Here is a 20,169-nt window from a genome sequence, read left to right as displayed (position 1 = left end):
ATAAAAATAGCCACGTGCGGATTTCTCCGTACATGGCTATTTTTATTTTTTCGGCATGAACAAAATCCCTAAACTCATAACACAAAAACTTAGTATTTGCTGCATCGATAAACCAAATAGAAACGAATTCTGTTCACTAACAAGTGAAATAATAATATGAGCAAACCCCTCAATAATTAGAAAAACACTTATATTCTTTCCATTTCCTAGTCTTTCATCTTTCATCCATAGCAAGCCTATGATACAAAGGGCAAGGATGATCTCGTATGCGAAAATGGGGTGGTATAAAAATTTAGATTCATATATTTTCATTCCCCAAGGCAATGTCGTTTGTACACCTACTTCTTGGTGGAATAGAAAATAAAAAATAAGACTCATACATAGTCCATAAGGCAATGTATCAAGTAAAATACGAAGCGAGAATTGCTCCTTTTTACTTCTCCAAACAATGTATACAATCGCAATTATGCATCCTACTACAATGTGTTGCATACTGCCTACAGCTAATAACGCTTGCAGTGGTGACCTAATAGCCCATACTGGATTTAATATTGCCGGTGCAAATTTCCATACAAATACGATGATAAGAAAAGCATTTGTTACTGCATCCATCATTTTTTCATATGGTACACTTTGTTTCTTCATCTTTCGTTTCATCAACATAAATCCAAATAAACTTCCAATTATAAGAGATACGGGTTGTAACCTCACGATCCACTCCATCACTATGAAATCCCTTCTTAACTCTCAATTAATTTCTTAAATTTCTCTTCTAATTGATCTGGAGGTAATACGCCTCGTACTTGCTCTACGATAATTCCATCTTTATTAACAAAAAATGTCGTTGGTAAAGAAAATACTTTATAATCTAATCCAGCTACTCCGTCCATATCTAATAAAACAGGAAACTTAAATCCGTGACGATCTGCAAATGCGCTCGCTTCTTGTACTGGATCTCCAATAGTTGCATTTACCGCAAAAATTTCAACATCTTTTTTATATTTATCATACATATGAACTAAGTCAGGTGCCTCCATTTCACATGGTCCACACCATGATGCCCAAAAATTAATAAGATACGGTTTTCCTTTTGCATCATTTAACGAATGCAGCTTCCCGTCTAATCCTTTTAACGTTATGTTTGGTGCTTTAAATCCTACTTGTGGCAGTATTTCTGTTTCTTGTAACTCCGCTTGTTTTGCTTTTCTTTCTTTTTCTTCTTTCTTTGTATTATAAAAGTTAACTCCGGCCCAAATTAGTGCACCGGCCAGTATAATCGCAATTAGTTTCTTCACTTTTCTTCCTCCTCATTATTAAAAGCCCGTAAATCCACCGAATAGACGAATAAAGAATGCTGTAATCTTCGTCATTTGATTTGTATACAATAAAATACCTGTTACAATCATCATTCCACCGCCAATTTTCATCATGACATTGGCATATGTAACGATCCATTTTATCTTCCCAATAAAGAATGCCATCACGAAAAATGGAACCGCAAACCCAAGAGTATATGCTGTAATATAAAGAAGTGCCCCTTCAGGATTCGTCGCGCCAAGCATGAGTACAGCTGAAAATATCGGTCCAACACATGGCGTCCAACCCGCTGCATATGTCATACCGACTAAAATCGAGCGAATATATCCAGTCGATTTACTTCTATACTGCACCTTTTTCTCTGCCATAAGCCACTTAGGCTGAAACAAGCCCGTCATAAATAGCCCCATTAAAACAATAAAAATCCCACCAATTTGTTGAATCAATTTTTGGTTAGATGAAAATGTTATTCCAATCCAGCTTACCGATAAACCTAACGCGTAAAATATAACCGAAAATCCGATCATAAAAAATACGGTATGTATAATCGCTGATTTTTGCATAATCCCACGATTTTCTTTTAAATCTTGAATAGACACACCTGTAATATAAGATAAATAAGATGGATATAGCGGTAAAGAGCATGGTGATATAAATGACAATACTCCTGCCCCTGCTACAAGCCAAATTGTTAAATCTGCTGCATTCATTTTATTCCCCCTAAAACACTACAACAAGTAGTGCTAATTCTTAAAAAAAAAGAGGCTATATGCACTCTCCGACAATAAGTACAACCGACATACAGAATAAACCTGCTGTTACATATACCGAATTCGTATGTAACGGAATAGTAAGCTTAACAACCTTTTCATTTAACACTTGCTCGATTCGTAAATTTATTGCTGTTTTTGCAAATGAAGCTGTAACACATCGATTTTCCATTGTCTTTATTTTAATTAATTTTAATAACGCGCTACCTAACTCAAATGAAGATTCCATTTTTTGCATCGCATATTTATCAGCAGCTAGCTCCTGATACGTGTGATACCGCTGTAACAACCCTTTTAATATCGGTATGTACATCATTCCTTCTGCTAATAGCGTAAAACAAAATAATTTTAAAGGATCACGATTATTTTGATGATATTCTTCATGGAAAATAATTGCATCCATTTCTTCATCTGAAAATGTTTGAAGCATTCCTTCTGACATGACAACTTTCGGACGAAATAGCCCAATTGTAAATGCCGCAACTTCCGTAGTCGGCAATATATATATTTGTTTTCCTTTTCGGATGAAAGGGATAAGTACTTTTTGTAATTTTTTACCATAGAAAAATTGTCGCCAAATTCTTTTGCACACGATTAATACAGTAAGTAATAATAATCCAGCGATTATAATACGAATGAGCGATAATTCTTTCATATGTTTTTCTAACTGGAACAAGCAAAAATTTGAAAGAAAGAGCATCTTATTTTGAAACAGAAATGGATATGTAACGTAATACACTAACATACTGAAAAAGAGAGTACTAACAATTACTGCTAACAATACGATTTTACGCATTTGCCATTTCATTTCATGAATCCTCTTTTTTTAACTGACTCAATTTGTCTTCTAACTTTTTTATTAAAGTCGGATCAGCCTGCTCTAACTCATCTAGCATATGATTTACAACTAAATCTCCAAACTCCCCCATCAATTCCTGTGTCATTTTCTTCGTTTGATTGGATAAGAATTCTTCTTTTGTTTGTACAGCACGATATATGCCACTTCTTTTTACAGTCTGTTTTTCTAAGTGTAATTTCTCTACTAACCTGTTCATAACTGTCATAACAGTGTTAAAATTCACAGGTGATTCTTCACTTAATTTCTGCTGTACTTCTTTAATCGTAATACCTTCGTTAGACCAAACAATCTCCATAATTTTCGCCTCAAGCGGTCCAAAGAAATGATTTAACCCTTGCTCATTTAACTTATAGTTTTGAGTAAACATAGTATAGCTCCTTTCACACTACGAATTGTAGTATAAATTAAATGAAAGGTCAAATGCGAATGAGATACACTAAAATTCACTACCTATAAATACATAGGCCATTCCATTCATTTTAAACCTAATTTTTCTCCAAATGTATCAAAGAGATACTGCTCTAATATTTGTACACTAAACTTCTCATTACGCCCAAGTGCAAATAATTCCCGATCTTTCGCTACGATAGTATCTAACGGAATAACGACATTATCCACTATTTTTGTAATTTCAATAATGTTACTTTTTACATTTACCTCTGTTTTAAATTCAATATTTTCTAATACGATATGCGAGCGTCTTCCTGATGCCAAAAAAGTAAAGTTAGGATTTTTATAAATGCCAATTTCACTCTCTAATGGGTATAAATACTGAAAAATGATATCTCTATGTCCATCTTTTATTATTTTTTCATCCTTCTCATCATCTAAGTATTCTTTCACCTTTGTTGTAAATTCAAATCGAAAATCCACTTTTTTCACGCTCCCTCTTTGTATTTTTATATTAAATAAATATATTGAAATAATTTTACCATATTGTAATACAAGTTCCTATGAAAAGTAAAAACACATTTATAAAATCTCTATTATTTCCGATTCCTTTTTAAAGTATAAGCACTCATCCAATATGAATTCATGCTTCTTTATATCCATTTAAACATATTGTTTCCATATTTTGAAACAATAGTATGAAGTGTTATATATCGATAAAATGAAACTTTAATCATTGGGAGTTGTTGATCCCCCGTCTAACTTCTTTGCTTTCACTGAATTTTGAGTTGGGGGTCTTACTCCCCAGCAAATAGCGGGATAAACTGTTTCTAATTCATTTTTCTATATAGCTATTCCCCCCCTTTACTATTCCGATATATTTAAACTATATTTTCTACTTAATCATTACATCACAGAAGGAATGTAACTCTCTTCTATCGAATTTTTATATAACAAAAATGATTAGGTGGTGCTTTACTATGAAATTAGCTGTCATTGGTGGCGGTGATTTACAAGATTCAAATCACTTGCCTATTAATGAGCGACTTATAGAATTAACAAATAAACAGTATCCAAAAGTATTATTCATTCCAACAGCTAGTCATGATGATGAAAGTTATATAACATTATTTTTAGACACGTTCGAAAAACAATTACACTGTGAAGTACAAATTTTACGTATTATAGCCGATACACCTTCTAAATATGAACTAGACGAAATGATTCAATCAGCCGATTTAATTTATCTTGGCGGCGGGAACTATATTCAAATGATTACAGAATGGAAAGAACATAAACTCGATGAAAAATTACTATTGGCTCTGCAGCAAGGAACTCTCATTGCCGGGTACAGCGCTGGTGCTATGTGTTGGTTCACCTCTAGCATCCGATCAGATTATGAAGGTTCTGGTTATATAGAGAGCAACGGTTGGGGGATTGTGAACAAAAGGTTTTGTCCACATTATAATCAATTAAATAGAATGAACGCCTTCCATTCCTTTTTACAAAATCATCAAGGTAATATAGAAGGAATTGCACTGGAGGATAATTGCGCTTTATATATTACAGAAGAATCTTTTGAAATTATAGGTGAACCAGAAAAAGCGTGGGAGTTTTATATGAGTGATAACACACTCATTAGACAACATTTTGATATTACTTTAAAAAGCTATTTATAAAGATACCTTTACAGAAAATGTCCCTAAGTAAAATAACTTAGGGACATTTTCAATATTTAACTCACTAATCGTGTAATTCGTTTCTTCTGCCATGAAAGCTTATAATATGCATATTGTAGTATTAAGCTGACAATAAACGCTGCTGGGTACCCAATCCATATTCCTTCTATGCCAAGACTTGTATGGTAAGAAAGGTAATACGCTACAGGTACTTCAACAAGCCATATTGATACAACGCCGATAACAGTTGGCCATAATACTGTACCACTTGCTCGCATTGTCGCACTAATAATTTGCGCATGCCCGAAAATTAAATAACTCCATAATGTAATCATAACTAGGCTATGAGCAATTTCAATTGTAGTTTGACTTGTTAAAAATAGTGATAGAATGTCTCTTGAGAACAAGTAAATAAGAGATATTAGCACACCACCGATGACGTAGTTCATAATAATTCCGGCCTTCACAACTTTCTGCAATCGATCAAATTGATTCGCCCCAATTGATTGTGCCGCAAAAATGGAAACTGTAATACCTAGGCTAACTGCTGGCATTTGTACATAACTTGCAACTTGGTTTACAACGCCATATGCCGCTGTTGCATCCGAACCGTAACGATTTACAAACGCGATTACCGCAATTTCAGATAATGAAACTAATATCATATTAATACTTGCTGGAATACCAAGTCGTAGCAATAACTTTAATAACTCCCCATCCATTCGAAGGTATTTTCTAACCGTGCCATCTAGTTGTAATGGGTGATTTTTCTTCTTTAAATACACCAGCATAACAATAAACGTAATAACTGTAGATATAACAGAAGCATAGGCTGCCCCATACACATCTAATTTCGGAGCTCCTAACCATCCAAAAATAAGAATTGGTAATAAAATCATATTTAGCGCTGTACTTACAATTAAAAAGTAAAATGGCGTTTTAGAATCTCCTGTACCTCTCATAAATGTTGTGTATGCGAAATATAAAAATAATACTGGCATCGATATAAATAATATACGTGCATAATGTACACTTATCTCAATAATATTTTCTGGCGTTCCCATAAGGCGCATAATATCCATCGCAAAAATACTACCTACTATCGCCAACACAACTCCAATAATAAAAGTAAATGTCAGCGTCGTACCAACGATAGCTTTTAAACGATCTTCGTTTTTAGCACCAAACGCCTGACCTATTAAAATAGAACTACCTGAACCAATACCAATTACAAATGAAACGAGTAAGAAAAATAGCGGAAAGAATGCTGATATAGCCGCTAAATCATTAACTCCAAGCCATCTTCCTACTACTACCATACCGAATAATTGTCCAATCGATTGTAATACATTACTTAATAGTAACGGTACCAAAAACATGGACATCGATTTCCATATCGGTTTACTCTCACTTTCTAACTTATGTGACTCCGCACCTTCTTTATTGTTATCTGTAGGTGGTTTCAAATTTCATTTCTCCTTTTAATAAAAATCTGTTTTTCAACTTCCATCTCTTTGTATAGTTGTTATTATAATGTGCTTCTATTCATTTTCTTTTCCGTACTATTATAACTTCACCCAATATTGGCTTCCATCAGCTGTTCTATCTAAAAATCCATATTCAATTAAATATCTTCTTAAAGTTACGAAATCCGGGTATACGCTTTCTATGACAGTATTTACTTCTTTTTCAGTGTACTTTTTATTACTATCAAACTTCGTCACTAAATGGCGTAATATAATTAATTTACGCTTTTGCTTTTTCGGGAATTTAGAAAGCGGTCCATCTAATCCTTCTGTAAAATGAGCTTTTAATACTTCATCATTTTCTTCTTCTGTAATATTGTAACGATCATCTACCATCGTTGCTGTTCTATGAATAGGTACAAATTTCGTTTGTACTTTTGATTTTTCTTCTGACAGTTCCATTAACGCTAAAAACACTTTCGCTTGTTTCATTTTCTCTCGAAGTGTAAATCGATGATTGCGAATGGTTGATGTACTTCCGCCATCCATCTCTTTTACAATCTCTTTATCATTCAGCCCCATATGGAAAAACTGAACCATCTTCTTTTGCAAATCAGTTAAACCAGTATACTTCTTATCAAGATTTATTAAATAATCAAACATAGACGTATGTTCATTTTGCACATGCACTTGTACAAACTTCTCTGCTTCATACAAAACTTGATTATCTTGATAAATAACTCCCTTAATAAACGTTTCTCCACAAGCTAAACAAATATACTCCTCTGTTTCCTCATCAAACACATACCCTTTTTTCAATTCCTCCACCGACGCATCCCAAAACTTCTCTGAAATATCACTCATACTAAACACTCCTTCAAAATGTTTATCTAAAAACAAACAAATTTCAATATCGTTTATTATCACTTCATCATCTTAACACAATTAAAATAAACATTTCAACGTTTCGTTTACCTATTTTATAAACTTTTATAAAAACATCTATTAGATATTCTTTAAAAAGGAAATCAAGCAACAAAAAACGAATGTATTTAATGAATGAATTACGATAGGATGTGAAACAAAACATGACTATTTTACAAGACCCATGGTTTACTGTTAAACAAATTGCCCAAAATACATATGCGATTAGTGAATATGGACATTGGGAGAAAGTACATTCCTTCTTACTTGTAGGCGATACTACCGCACTCCTTATCGATACTGGACTAGGCATCGATAATCTGAAGCGTATAACTGACCAACTAACAAACTTACCAATTACCGTTGTCACAACACATGTCCATTGGGATCATATCGGTAGTCACGCACAATTTGAAGAAATCTATGTACATGCTTTAGAGGCGGATTGGCTCATTAATGGTATAAAAGGACTTCCTATTACTCAAATTAGGCACGACATCGCTCGTGATATTACTTTACCTACACCTAAAACATTTCAACCTGAAACATTCAAACCCTTTCAAGGAACACCAACAAAATTACTACAAGATGGAGATATGATTGATATCGGAAATAGGAAAATTCAAATTATACATACGCCAGGTCACTCACCGGGGCATATTTGCCTATACGATTATGAAACTGCTTTTTTATTCACAGGAGATTTACTTTATGAAGGCACGATTTTTGCATTTTATCCATCAACAAACCCTGTAGATTTAGTTCAGTCTCTAAATACAATTACAAACCTCTTTCCTATTAAACAAATTTTTGGTTCACATCATACCCTCGGCCTTTCACCTGTTATATTGAAAGAAGTGAAATATGCTATTCAATATTTAAATGATAAAGAGCTGATTAAACATGGGACTGGTATTCACACATTCCAAAACTTCAGCCTTCAATTTTAACTACAAAAAGGTGTTTTCGTATACGAAAACACCTTTTACTCATTATATATTCTATTTACAACCTCTACTAAAGCTTTACTTACCTGTACAAATGTATGCTTTCGGTTTCCATCCTCAATAAATTTATTAGCACAACTACCCATAATTATCATACAACTAATTATGACTAACGCTACCTTTCTATTCTTGTAAGTCACTTCATGCCACTCCACTATTACAAAACTTCTTTTGAATTTATCCCATCAAGAAATTTTAAATGAATAATAAGCCGAAGGAATATGCAATTCTGCATATTTACACGTTTTATCACGATATCATGATTTAATTTAGTTAAAGAACACGTATACCGGGGTGACTAACTTGAAATTTAAAGCGAAAAAAAATCCATTTCACGTCATTTTCATTTCATTATTTATCATAATTTTTTTCATTTCGCTATTATTCCAAAATGAAAACTCTATTTTTTTCACTCTCATGATGGTGCTAAATGTCGTGAATCTTGCTTCATTCTATTTTTCTCACTACAATATAACCTCATCATCTCTTATTGTAAAACACGGTTTCATATTTCATACTGAAATTCCTTTTGAAGACATTCGTCACGTTAAATACTCTGGTAAAAAACTTCATTCAAAAAAATGGACTAGACAGCAATTAGAAATACATTACAATTTATTTGACTCGGTAACTGTTTTTGTACCCCAAGAAGAAGAAAAGTTCATTTCACTCTTAGAAGAAAACTGTCCACATATGAAAGTATTGAATATACCTACTAACAAATAATATAGTTTGGCACTTACAGTAATACAAATAGAAAAAATAAGTATTAAAAAAGCCAAGATTCTATACTAAGAACCTTGGCTTTTTCTATTATTCTTTCGGAGCAATCATTTTTTTCGGATCTACAATTTCATCAAATTGTTCTTCTGTTAGTAACCCAGAGTGCAGTGCTGCTTCTTTTAAAGTTAACCCTTCTTTATGAGCATGCTTCGCAATTTTCGCTGCATTTTCATATCCAATGTGCGGGTTTAATGCTGTAACAAGCATTAATGAACGATTCACATTCTCTTTAATTACTTCTTCATCTGCTTCAATACCAACTGCACAATTATCATTAAATGAAACAATTGCATCTGCTAATAAGTGAGCAGATTGTAAGAAGTTATATGCAATAACTGGTTTAAATACGTTTAACTCAAAATTACCTTGGCTCGCAGCAAATCCAATTGTTGCGTCATTTCCCATCACTTGCGCTACAACCATCGTTAACGCTTCACTTTGTGTTGGATTTACTTTACCTGGCATAATAGAGCTTCCTGGCTCATTTGCCGGAATAATAATTTCTCCTAGACCACTACGTGGACCACTTGCCAACCAGCGCACATCATTCGCGATCTTCATCAAATCAGCTGCTAATGCTTTTAATGCACCATGCGTATATACAACTTCATCATGGCTCGTTAATGCGTGGAACTTATTTGGCGCAGAAATAAATTGCTTACCTGTAAATTGGCTAATTTCCTCTGATACCATCTCACCAAATTTAGGGTGAGCATTAATACCTGTTCCAACTGCAGTACCACCAATCGCAAGCTCTTTCATATATGTATTGCTCTCTGCAATCATACGCTCTGTTTTTTCAAGCATACGATGCCATCCGCTAATTTCTTGTCCTAATGTTAACGGCGTTGCATCTTGTAAATGTGTGCGACCAATTTTTATAATATGTTCAAATGCAGTTACTTTTCCTGCTAAAGTTTCTTTTAATTTCGTAATTGCTGGTAATACGTGATTTTCTACTGCGATTACACACGCTACATGAAGCGCCGTTGGAAATGTATCATTTGAACTTTGAGACATGTTCACATCATCATTCGGATGAATATGTACATCAGATCCCTTCTCTTTCAAAATTTGATTCCCGCGGTTTGCAATTACTTCATTCACATTCATGTTTGACTGTGTACCACTACCCGTTTGCCAGACGACAAGCGGAAAATGTTCATTCCATTTCCCTGCAATTACTTCATCTGCTGCTTCCACAATTGCTTCTGCTTTTTCTTCTAATAGCTTTCCTAATTTTTGATTGCTAAGCGCTGCACTCTTCTTTAAAATTGCAAATGCTTTTACAATTTCAAGCGGCATTTGCTCTGTTCCAATTGGGAAGTTTTCTTTACTACGTTGTGTTTGTGCTGCCCATAATTTATCAGCTGGAACTTTTATTTCTCCTATTGTATCTCTTTCAATTCTGTACTCCATTTTTTCATCCCCTTGAAAATAAAATACCTACATCTCTTATAATAACAGACTTTCTCTTAAATGATAAGAATTCTCACTCTTATATATAGATATTCTGTATTTATTTTTAAAAATTCCTCTTGACCTAAACTTAAGTTTAGGCTGTATCCTTTCCTTTGTAACCTACTATAACAATACTGGAGGAATTCAATATGAAAAAATATGCTTTCATAACAGGTGCGAATAAAGGAATTGGATATGAACTTGTTCGTCAATTAGCCGAAAAAGATTATCACGTATTTTTAGGTGCTCGCAATAAACAGCTTGGACAACAAGCTGTACAATCTTTACATGTATCAAACGTTTCCTATATTCAAGTAGATATTTCAAGTTCACAATCCATTCAAGAAGCAATCAAGAAAATTCATGAAACGACTGACCACTTAGATTTATTAATCAATAACGCAGGCATAGTACTAGACTTCAACACGCTACCTAGTGAATTAAATATTGAAACTTTACGTCAAGGATTTGAAGTTAACTTTTTTGGAACATTCCAAATGGTGCAAGCCTTTTTACCATTATTAAAGAAATCAAACAACAGTAAAATTATCAATATAACAACTGACATGGCTTCATTAACAATGTTTGCTAATGGTGAAACACATCCAATTAATGCGTTAGGGTATAATTCTTCAAAAACAGCTATTAATGCTTTAACATTAGCTTTTAGTAAAGAATTTAGTACGAACGGCCCAGAAATTTTTGGAGTAACTCCCGGTTTTACAACTACTGACCTTAATGGTAATTCCCCAGGTGGCCATACGACCAATGAAAGTGCTAAAATTATTATTAAATATGCAGTAAGTGAAACAAACTATAATGGTAAAATATTAAATAAAGATGGAATTATAACTTGGTAGTAAAAGGATGAATTCTATGTATTATACGATCGGTCAAGTCGCCAAAATGCAACACTTAACTATTTCTCAAATACGTTATTACGATAAACAAGGACTGTTCCCTTTTCTTCAAAGAAATGAAAAAGGGGATCGAGTTTTTGACGAAGAAGCACTGAAATATTTAGAAATGATTTTATGCTTAAAAAACACCGGTATGCCAATTCAAAAAATAAAACAATTTATCGACTGGTCTATGGAGGGAGAACCTACTATCCTTCAACGGTTGGAATTAATGAAACAACAGGAGACCAATGTCTTACAGCTCATTCAAGACACTGAAAAAAACTTAAAAAAGATACAACAAAAAATTGCTAAATATGAGAACGAAATAACTTCAGCAAATACTATTACCAAATAAAAAAATCACCTTCTACATGTTGTAGAAGGTGATTTTCATTTTATGATGCTTGCTTTCCTTTATCTGTATCATCCACATACCAAATGAATTTGCCTGTATATCCATAAATAACTGCTAAGATTAATGAAACAAAGCTTAACCACATAAATGGAACGTATGAGAACGTTGCTACACCTAAAATACCAGCCATAAAAATACCATTATCAGACCATGGAACCATACCTGAAGTTAGCGTTCCACCTACTTCTGAGTTACGTGCTAATACACGACGGTCTATTTTTAATTTATCATAGCTATCTTCCATAATTTTCGGTGTTAAAATTAGTGATACATACATCGCACAACCAAATATATTGGCTAAGAATGCTACGATTAATGTAGACAATGTTACATTACCCGCAGAATTTAATTTCTTCTCAAATTTTGATACAATCACTTTTAAAACACCTAGTTTTTCAAGTAATCCACCAAATCCTAAACCGAAAATGATAACGGCTACTGAGCCAAGCATACCGTTAATTCCACCACGGTTTAATAACTTGTCAACAAACTCAACACCAGATTGAATTGAGAATCCGTTATACGCTGTTCCAATCGCATCTCCAAAGTTCATTCCTTGGAAAAGAGTTGCCCAAATTGCACCAATTAATGCTCCCATTGCAATTGTTGGCATAGACGGTTTCTTCATTGCTAATAGTGCAATGACAATGATCGCCGGAACTAACATCCATATTTTAATATCAAAGTGTTTTAATAATGCTTCCTTTAAAAATTCTACTCGATTTAAATCTACGTTATCTCCGCCATACATCCAACCAGCTACAGTAAACATAATGCTAGTGATAATATACGCTGGAACGTCTAATACGAGCATAGCTCGTACGTGTGCAATAACATCTACTTTTGCCATAGATGCTGCAAGTACTGTACTATCAGAAAGTGGTGATAATTTATCTCCGAAATAAGCTCCTGAAAGAACTGCACCAGCAACAAGTGGTAATGGTAACCCAAGACCTTCACCAATTGCCATCATAGCAATACCTGCTGTTCCAACTGTTCCCCATGATGTTCCTGTCGCGATAGAAGTTATCGAACAAATAATTAATGTTGCTAATAGGAATATGCTAGGGTGAATAAACTCTAATCCATAATAGATTAATGTTGGTACAACACCACCAGCAATCCAAGTTCCAATTAAAGCACCTACTGCAACTAAAATGAGTATTGCTTCTAATCCGTTAGAAATCCCTTTCGTAATTGCATCTTGCAATTCTTGATAACGAAATCCTAATCTTAATCCAAGCGCAATTACTAAAAACCATGAAATAAATAGCGCTAATTGAATTGGGAGATCAAAAATCGTTTGGAAGGAAAAGACAACAGCAAGAAATAGTAATAAAAGAACTATGATTTCTAGCATCGATGGTAATCTTACACTTTTCATTTTTTTCTCTCCTTACAAGTCGATAACATGACGTATGTCGTCTTACATGTATGTAATATACAATTAGCGAAGACAAAACAAAATTTTCATATTATTTCGATTTATTTTTCCAGTATAATATATGGACACCTTTTCTATTGTAAAAGTAGATGCTACTTTTCGCAATGGAAAATATAAAAAATGTTACATTTTTTATATTTAACAATCAAAGAGTAACTTTTTTAATATTTGCTACCATAAAACTTTTTACTATTATGCTCACCGTTTTAAGGACTATCATTATTCCCCACATAAAAAAGCACACATCATTCAAATGATGCATGCTCCACTTTTATTTATACATATCTTGTATTTCTTCTTTATTTTTAAGGATTTCCACAAAATTATCGCTACAACCTTTCGGAAATAACACTCCAAGCCCATATGAATGCTCAAACTGAAAATGAGGATACTTCGCTTTGACCTCATCCCAAAATTTATACACGCCGAAGTTTCGATCTTTCACCTCAATATCGTGAAATAGCACGATGCCGTTATTCGCAAGTTTCGGTAACCATGTTTTATAATCATGAGAAACTGCTTCATACGTATGATAGCCATCAATATGCAACAAATTTATCGTTCCATCTTGAAACTGATCCACAGCCTCGTCAAAAGTAGACCGAATTAAATTACCTATATTTGGATAACTCATGTTTACCACTTTATCTACGATTTGGAAAACACCTTCTCCATATGGACCTGTATGCCCGTCTCCTGTCCAAGTATCTACAGCAAAACATTTTGTAGCTAATCCCCCATCCTTTACCCCTTGACAAAAACTGAAAAAAGAAGCGCCTAGATGTGTACCTAGCTCAACTAATATTTCTGGTTTTTCAAATCTTACTAAATCGTATGCGAACTCCAAATGGCCAAGCCAGGCAGTATTCGCACGAATAAATGGACTAAAATTATCAAATTCAAATGTTGGTTTATGAGTAACCCAGTTCATCGCGTATCTCCTTCTACACATATTTTTAACAAACCAAATTACTCTTATCTTTATTTTTTTATCGTCATGATTATGATTCTATTTCATGAAAATATGAAGAATTAATCCTTTTTTATTGTGGTAAAGCATCATATACATATGGGTCTGTTGGCTTATTAATTTTCTCCACTTTACTAATTTTCACAAGTGGAAATAGCGTTCTTTTATATGTCGTTTTATCTAATATCCCTGTTACTTTTACCCATGTTTCTTCTGAAATTTTCTCAACATCTTGTCCCGTAACAATCATCCCCCAGACCGATGCATCTGCAATGCAACAAGTTATGCCATATCGAGCCACTACTGCTTTATTCCCCGTCACATCTCTATCCTTATATATGAACCCTGCGAATGTAATTTCTTTCCCTTTAAATCCATTAACATCTTGACCAATTATACTCATTGTTTGAACATAGTCCTTATCCTCTACTTGTATTTTACGCTGCCCTAACATACTTTTTGTTAATTGCTCTTCTGTTTGATAATTTGTTGATAAATTCGAAATTTCATCTTGATCAACTAATACTTCTCGCCAATCTGAATTGACCTGCCCTCCTTCTATTTCGTTCTTTTTCATACTTATCGCTTGGGCACTTTGATTCATACCCCTTTTTCCTGCTAAACTTCCATCAATTGTTACACTTCCAAAGAGAAAAGCGCTAATTATCGGAACAACAAATAAAACATATACAAACAAACTTTCCATCCCTAATTTTGATTCTGTATGATGATTACAACAATTACAATCATCCTGTTTTTCTCTCCCATCTCTCCAAACTTGTAAAGAACCAAGAAGTAAGATCACTACAAAAGCTATATACGTAAATTTAATCATTTTTGGAGCGATAAAATTATATATATTTCCGGTTACAAGTAATTTAAATAAGAGCATTGCTAAACCAATTAAAATAATGCCACGGATATAACGATGATATGCTTTCTGCTCCTCTTTCTCCATTGTCTCTCACCTCCTATAACATTGTAATTTGCACGATTGTGTACACCGATAAAATAATAATTCCAATCAAAAAGAATACAAATCTCCTTTGAAAATATGCAAATAGCATGAACGTATTTTTCATATCAAGCATAGGCCCAAACACAAGAAATGCGAGAAGCGCCTTTACCGAAAAAACATGTCCAAAAGATGCGGCTATAAACGCATCGGCTGCAGAGCAAATTGATAAAACATAACCAAATCCCATCATTATAATTGGAGCAATTACTTCGTTATGTGCTACTGTATCCAGTACATTCCGATCGAAAAACGTTTGAAATACACTTGCTAAAAAAGCACCAATTAATAAATACTTACCAGTATCAAAAAACTCATCTACAGTGTGATTTATAACATCTTTCCAACTCTTATTTTTGCTTTTTTGAACGGAAACCTCTACGTCTTTTAAAACATTTCTCCCGCGATAGCAATAATACACAATTAGACCTATGAATAGAGCAACAAGAATTGTTATCCCAAAGCGTGCATATACAACGTAATCACTTTTTTGAAACGCATATATGGTAGATAAAAGAACAACTGGATTCATTATAGGTGCACTTAGTAAAATAACAATGCCCACATGAAGAGGTAACCCCTTTTGAATGAGCCTTCTTACAATTGGTATAATGACACATTCACACATTGGAAAAAGAATCCCCACAAATACTGCTGGAATCATTGCAACAATTGGAGATCTCAGCATTACTTTTTGAATCATATCTTCTGTCACAAACACTTGAATGAGTGAAGAAACGATTACGCCTAATAAAATAAAAGGTACTGCTTCAAAAATAATACTTAAAAAGAGTGTGTTCACATTCAACCATACTTGTGGCACATTTTTGTGTAAATTTGCTAGGCTTGTAAAATCTACAAAAAATAATAAAAAGAGAAAAATAACAATAAGTACTATGCCTGCTAATTCTTTTGAAACTCTATTAAAAACCAACCTTCTCGCCTCCATTTTATTTATACGTAAACATGTGCTTGTCCAAATGCTTCTGCTACTACAACACAAATTTTATAGTCTATTCCTATTCTTAAATCGTAATCATTATGATTTATTATTGATTTTTTCTTTTTCATCACTTAATATAAAACGTAATCATTACGATTTAAAGGAGAGAGAATTTCATGAAAAAAGTACCTATCACTGTATTAAGTGGGTTTTTAGGAGCCGGAAAAACTACCTTACTACATCATATTTTGACTAATAAGAACAACTTAAAAGTAGCTGTTATCGTTAATGATATGAGCGAAATAAACATTGATGCCTCCCTTATAAAAAAAGGTGGTTTTTCACGTACGGAGGAAAAACTAGTAGAAATTCAAAATGGCTGTATTTGTTGTACACTACGAGAAGATTTAATAATAGAAGTGAATCGTCTTGTTGAAAACGGAGATATTGACTATATTGTAATTGAATCTTCTGGTATAAGTGAGCCTATTCCAGTTGCTCAAACGTTTACTTATACAGATGAAGTTCTTAACATTGATTTAACAACAAATTGTCGCCTCGACACGATGGTTACCGTTGTAGATGCAAATAGATTTTGGGATGATTTTGCAGATGGAGAAAGTTTATTAGATCGAAAACAAGCAATCGATGAAAATGATACTCGGGAAGTTATTGATTTATTAATAGATCAAATTGAGTTTGCAAATGTAATTATCCTTAATAAGATAGACCTACTAGAAAAAGAAGATGTGATAGAACTTCATTATTTACTAAAGAGACTAAACCCTAGTGCAAAAATTATTGAATCTTCATTTAGCAACGTACCACTGCAAGAAATTTTAAATACAAATTTATTCAATTATGAGGAAGCCAGTCAATCGGCTGGCTGGATACAAGAATTAAACAGTGAACATCATACACCCGAAACGGAAGAATACGGTATCAATTCCTTTGTGTACCGTCGTAAATACCCTTTCCATCCTGAACGTCTTATGAATTGGTTAGAAAAATGGCCTGTTGATGTTGTAAGAGCGAAAGGCTTTTTCTGGCTTGCATCTCGAAATAATATGATAGGGCTTCTATCTCAAGCAGGTTCCTCTATTACAATTCAAGGAGCTGGTGAATGGATAGCAGCATTACCTGAAACTGAAAGAAATCAAATGATTGCAGAAGAACCGGAAGTATTAAAAAACTGGGATGAACAATATGGAGATCGAATAATTGAGCTCGTATTTATCGGAATTGACATGAATTATTCTTTAATTGAACAATCATTAGATAGTTGTCTACTAACAGAGAAAGAAATGAAACAAGATTGGGATATATTTATTGATCCTATTCCAGCTTTTACTTACAGTTCATAATAAACAACAAGAAGGCTTCCTTAAAATGGAGCCTTCTTCACTTTGTCGTACTCTTATTTAGCAGATTCGCTTTAATAATAAAAACAATTGTCCCTAAAACAACTAATATAGTATATACGATCGCAACCACATCACCTATTTTTTCTAGGCCAAACGGTAATATGATTGTGGAAACTCCGACTATATAAGAAAACACCCCTGAAAGCTTCGCTAATTTATTTTTATCTCCAACAAACGTCTCTTCCTGATAACCTGCCAACAAAAACAATCGCTTTTTCACCTGTATTTGATATCCTAAAAAGATAATAAGTAATCCAACAAATAAACAAACCAAAAATCCCGCTTGCATATCATCCCCCCTTTACAATATTTTACTACACACAAAAAAGTTTTTAATAAGAAATTTCAGTTTATTAATACTCCATTTCGTGATATATTGCATATTGTATCCAATATCTATTTTCAGAAAGGCGGATTTTAAATCATATGAATCCCAATCGATTAAAAGGAATTATAATGGTCATAATCGGTGCTTGTTTATGGGGCTTGTCCGGAACAGCTGCACAACAACTTTTTCAATATGACAATGTTTCTACTGAATGGTTAGTTACAATTCGATTGCTTATATCCGGCGTTATCTTGCTCATTATTTCATCATTCGGAACGAGAAAAAAAGAAATATTCGGCATATGGAAACAAAGATCGGATGCTTATAAAATGATATTGTTTGGCCTATTCGGTATGCTTGCTGTACAGTACACATATTTTGCTTCTATTAAAGAAGGAAATGCCGCCGTCGCAACATTATTACAATATTTAGCTCCTATATTCATCACTGTATACTTACTTTTTAAATGGAACGTTCGTCCATCAAAAATTGATTTCATTTCAATTACCCTTTCATTAGTAGGCACTTTTCTTTTATTAACAAACGGGTCTGTTCATAACTTGGCTGTTTCTACACCAGCTATTATTTGGGGTATTTTATCTGGATTATCTCTTGCTTTTTATAGTTTATATTCAAAGGAATTGTTAGAAAAATGGTCTTCCTCTGTTATCGTTGGATGGGGCATGATTATTGGGGGTATTGGTGTAACGATTCTACACTTTATTTCTACAAACGAATTCATTTTATTATCGACTATGAAATATGTAAAACTAAGTACCCTACCACTCATCACATTTGTCGTCATTTTCGGGACACTTATTGCCTTTTATTTATACTTAGACAGCATACGATACCTGACTCCGAAAGAAACAACATTATTCGGTTGCACAGAACCACTCGCAGCTATTATTTCTTCTGTACTTATATTGCACGTGCCATTTCAATCTTTTCAGTTATTAGGCGCTTTTTGTGTCATTGTTATGGTACTCATCTTAAGCCAAAAACCGGATGAAGGAAAACAAAAATTAAAGCTTGTTAATGCCAAAAAGGAAACTATACAATGAAAGGATTGAATTCACTATGCCTGTCCCTCAAAATTATAAAAAACCAGGAAGAGTTTCGGCAAAATCACTCGTTTTAAATCAACTACAAGATTGGATTATTGAAGGTGTACTGCAACCTGATGAAAAAATCAATGATGGGGAATTGGCTGAAGCACTAGGAGTAAGCCGAACACCTGTAAGAGAAGCACTTCAAATATTAGAACTTTCTGGTTTAGTGGAAATGGTACCTGGACAAAAAACGAAAATTGCTCCTATTAAGTTAGACGACATATTTATCATTTATGAAACGATGGCTGGTCTTCACTCTATTATAGGAAAACAAGCACTTCAAAACATTACAGACGTTGACATTAAAATACTTTCTGAAATAAATGATGATTTTCAGTACTCTATAGAGAAAAAAAACTCAAAACAAGCTTTAGAATTAGATATACAATTTCACAATACAATTTCTTCTATTGCTAAAAACCAATATATTGAACCCTTTCTAGAAAATATGCAACTTCACGTTTTACGCCTTGAATATTTGTTTTTCCAAAACTTTGTTCCAGCAAGTCAATCTATTGAAGAACATTATTCTATTATTCAAGCATTGCAGAAGCAGGACGAAAAACAAATGGAACAAATGATGTCTCAAAACTGGTTCCGTCCAATGAAAGAAATACAAAGAATAATTTCTACAAAATAATAAAAGAGCTGGCTACACAAAATCGTAACCAGCTCACCTTTTACTAATCTATATAGCTATGCCTGGATATTTGCATAATCTTCCATATCTTCGTACTCTTTTTCCAATTCCTCTAAAGACAGCTCGTATAATTGTCGGTCGCGAATTTTAAACACACCTGCTCCAATTAACTCATCAATTAAATGCCTCTTACGATTTTCAACAGCAAAACGGAGTTGACTACTCATCTTTTAAAAAACTCCTTTCTACAATCATTGAAAATGATAATCTTTATCAATTACCACTTTTGATTATAAAAGATGACTCTTTATAAGTAAAGT

The 20,169-nt window shown here is 33.5% G+C and carries 23 protein-coding genes; 8 read left to right on the top strand and 15 right to left on the bottom strand.

All coding sequences use genetic code 11. The annotated features are described in order from the left end of the window. Positions 1 to 42: 42 nt before the first annotated feature. The 6 genes from ACYVEC_RS10955 to ACYVEC_RS10930 form a co-directional block, all read right to left on the bottom strand. The gene (locus tag ACYVEC_RS10955) at positions 43 to 723 is read right to left on the bottom strand and encodes a prolipoprotein diacylglyceryl transferase family protein (protein WP_275718671.1); all 681 of its coding nucleotides are present in this window, start codon (positions 721 to 723) and stop codon (positions 43 to 45) included. A 17-nt stretch (positions 724 to 740) separates the two neighbouring features. After that, positions 741 to 1,295 carry a TlpA family protein disulfide reductase gene (locus ACYVEC_RS10950; RefSeq protein WP_063224016.1) on the bottom strand — a complete coding sequence of 185 codons (555 nt, stop codon included), beginning with the start codon at positions 1,293 to 1,295 and terminating at the stop codon, positions 741 to 743. Positions 1,296 to 1,313: 18 nt separating this feature from the next. Beyond that, complete coding sequence (gene ccdA, locus ACYVEC_RS10945) at positions 1,314 to 2,027, bottom strand: cytochrome c-type biogenesis protein CcdA (protein WP_000990441.1); 714 nt, start codon at positions 2,025 to 2,027, stop codon at positions 1,314 to 1,316. A 55-nt stretch (positions 2,028 to 2,082) separates the two neighbouring features. Then, positions 2,083 to 2,895 carry a M56 family metallopeptidase gene (locus tag ACYVEC_RS10940; RefSeq protein ID WP_098557425.1) on the bottom strand — a complete coding sequence of 271 codons (813 nt, stop codon included), beginning with the start codon at positions 2,893 to 2,895 and terminating at the stop codon, positions 2,083 to 2,085. A gap of 1 nt (position 2,896) precedes the next feature. Next, the gene (locus ACYVEC_RS10935) at positions 2,897 to 3,313 is read right to left on the bottom strand and encodes a BlaI/MecI/CopY family transcriptional regulator (protein ID WP_063224018.1); all 417 of its coding nucleotides are present in this window, start codon (positions 3,311 to 3,313) and stop codon (positions 2,897 to 2,899) included. 107 nt (positions 3,314 to 3,420) lie between these two features. Beyond that, positions 3,421 to 3,819 (bottom strand): DUF3942 family protein, encoded by a 399-nt coding sequence (locus ACYVEC_RS10930; protein ID WP_063224177.1) that lies wholly within the window; start codon positions 3,817 to 3,819, stop codon positions 3,421 to 3,423. 497 nt (positions 3,820 to 4,316) lie between these two features. Between ACYVEC_RS10930 and ACYVEC_RS10925 the strand changes: the two genes are divergently transcribed. Next, positions 4,317 to 5,015: a peptidase E gene (locus tag ACYVEC_RS10925; protein ID WP_063224019.1), complete on the top strand. Its 699-nt coding sequence runs from the start codon at positions 4,317 to 4,319 to the stop codon at positions 5,013 to 5,015. Positions 5,016 to 5,071: 56 nt separating this feature from the next. On the opposite strand, the gene ACYVEC_RS10920 is transcribed toward ACYVEC_RS10925, so the two are convergent. Next, complete coding sequence (locus ACYVEC_RS10920) at positions 5,072 to 6,481, bottom strand: MATE family efflux transporter (protein WP_063224020.1); 1,410 nt, start codon at positions 6,479 to 6,481, stop codon at positions 5,072 to 5,074. 99 nt (positions 6,482 to 6,580) lie between these two features. After that, positions 6,581 to 7,345: a DUF2087 domain-containing protein gene (locus ACYVEC_RS10915; protein WP_063224021.1), complete on the bottom strand. Its 765-nt coding sequence runs from the start codon at positions 7,343 to 7,345 to the stop codon at positions 6,581 to 6,583. 224 nt (positions 7,346 to 7,569) lie between these two features. Between ACYVEC_RS10915 and ACYVEC_RS10910 the strand changes: the two genes are divergently transcribed. Both ACYVEC_RS10910 and ACYVEC_RS10905 read left to right on the top strand, forming a co-directional pair. Next, positions 7,570 to 8,355: an MBL fold metallo-hydrolase gene (locus ACYVEC_RS10910; protein ID WP_063224022.1), complete on the top strand. Its 786-nt coding sequence runs from the start codon at positions 7,570 to 7,572 to the stop codon at positions 8,353 to 8,355. Between the two features lie 360 nt (positions 8,356 to 8,715). Continuing rightward, entirely contained in the window at positions 8,716 to 9,138 is a 423-nt protein-coding gene (locus tag ACYVEC_RS10905; RefSeq protein ID WP_063224023.1) for a PH domain-containing protein, read from the top strand. 87 nt (positions 9,139 to 9,225) lie between these two features. Here the strand turns inward: ACYVEC_RS10905 and fumC are convergent, their stop codons facing one another. Further along, on the bottom strand, positions 9,226 to 10,614 hold the full coding sequence (gene fumC / locus ACYVEC_RS10900) for a class II fumarate hydratase (RefSeq protein WP_063224024.1): 1,389 nt from the start codon (positions 10,612 to 10,614) through the stop codon (positions 9,226 to 9,228). A 191-nt stretch (positions 10,615 to 10,805) separates the two neighbouring features. On the opposite strand from fumC, the gene ACYVEC_RS10895 reads away from it, so the two are divergent. Together ACYVEC_RS10895 and ACYVEC_RS10890 are read left to right on the top strand one after the other, a co-directional pair. Beyond that, on the top strand, positions 10,806 to 11,516 hold the full coding sequence (locus ACYVEC_RS10895; protein ID WP_063224025.1) for an SDR family NAD(P)-dependent oxidoreductase: 711 nt from the start codon (positions 10,806 to 10,808) through the stop codon (positions 11,514 to 11,516). Between the two features lie 16 nt (positions 11,517 to 11,532). Then, the gene (locus ACYVEC_RS10890) at positions 11,533 to 11,913 is read left to right on the top strand and encodes a MerR family transcriptional regulator (protein WP_063224026.1); all 381 of its coding nucleotides are present in this window, start codon (positions 11,533 to 11,535) and stop codon (positions 11,911 to 11,913) included. Positions 11,914 to 11,953: 40 nt separating this feature from the next. Here ACYVEC_RS10890 and nhaC read toward each other — a convergent pair whose 3' ends face one another. From nhaC to ACYVEC_RS10870, 4 genes are all read right to left on the bottom strand, one after another. Beyond that, positions 11,954 to 13,357, bottom strand: coding sequence for a Na+/H+ antiporter NhaC (gene nhaC / locus ACYVEC_RS10885; protein ID WP_063224027.1), 1,404 nt, complete (start codon positions 13,355 to 13,357; stop codon positions 11,954 to 11,956). Between the two features lie 331 nt (positions 13,358 to 13,688). Further along, a complete protein-coding gene (locus tag ACYVEC_RS10880) occupies positions 13,689 to 14,348 on the bottom strand; it encodes a class I SAM-dependent methyltransferase (RefSeq protein ID WP_063224028.1) in 660 nt (219 codons plus the stop codon). 112 nt (positions 14,349 to 14,460) lie between these two features. Then, complete coding sequence (locus tag ACYVEC_RS10875; protein ID WP_098555103.1) at positions 14,461 to 15,345, bottom strand: TIGR03943 family putative permease subunit; 885 nt, start codon at positions 15,343 to 15,345, stop codon at positions 14,461 to 14,463. A gap of 13 nt (positions 15,346 to 15,358) precedes the next feature. Continuing rightward, positions 15,359 to 16,336, bottom strand: coding sequence for a permease (locus tag ACYVEC_RS10870; protein ID WP_275718661.1), 978 nt, complete (start codon positions 16,334 to 16,336; stop codon positions 15,359 to 15,361). A 185-nt stretch (positions 16,337 to 16,521) separates the two neighbouring features. On the opposite strand from ACYVEC_RS10870, the gene ACYVEC_RS10865 reads away from it, so the two are divergent. After that, entirely contained in the window at positions 16,522 to 17,709 is a 1,188-nt protein-coding gene (locus tag ACYVEC_RS10865) for a GTP-binding protein (RefSeq protein WP_098555099.1), read from the top strand. A 37-nt stretch (positions 17,710 to 17,746) separates the two neighbouring features. Here the strand turns inward: ACYVEC_RS10865 and ACYVEC_RS10860 are convergent, their stop codons facing one another. Continuing rightward, positions 17,747 to 18,058 carry a DUF3784 domain-containing protein gene (locus ACYVEC_RS10860; protein ID WP_063224032.1) on the bottom strand — a complete coding sequence of 104 codons (312 nt, stop codon included), beginning with the start codon at positions 18,056 to 18,058 and terminating at the stop codon, positions 17,747 to 17,749. A 137-nt stretch (positions 18,059 to 18,195) separates the two neighbouring features. Here ACYVEC_RS10860 and ACYVEC_RS10855 point away from each other — a divergent pair, with 137 nt between their 5' ends. Together ACYVEC_RS10855 and ACYVEC_RS10850 are read left to right on the top strand one after the other, a co-directional pair. After that, positions 18,196 to 19,161, top strand: a complete 966-nt coding sequence (locus tag ACYVEC_RS10855) for a DMT family transporter (RefSeq protein WP_063224033.1) — start codon at positions 18,196 to 18,198, stop codon at positions 19,159 to 19,161. 16 nt (positions 19,162 to 19,177) lie between these two features. Then, complete coding sequence (locus tag ACYVEC_RS10850; RefSeq protein ID WP_460506364.1) at positions 19,178 to 19,849, top strand: GntR family transcriptional regulator; 672 nt, start codon at positions 19,178 to 19,180, stop codon at positions 19,847 to 19,849. Positions 19,850 to 19,905: 56 nt separating this feature from the next. Here the strand turns inward: ACYVEC_RS10850 and fbpA are convergent, their stop codons facing one another. Further along, positions 19,906 to 20,076, bottom strand: coding sequence for a Fur-regulated basic protein FbpA (gene fbpA, locus ACYVEC_RS10845; RefSeq protein WP_000098302.1), 171 nt, complete (start codon positions 20,074 to 20,076; stop codon positions 19,906 to 19,908). Between the last annotated feature and the right edge of the window lie 93 nt (positions 20,077 to 20,169).

The sequence above is a fragment of the Bacillus sp. MN7755 genome, from assembly GCF_054771475.1.
Note: the sequence above shows the minus strand (reverse complement) of the source record. Positions and strands in the feature narration are given on the sequence as shown.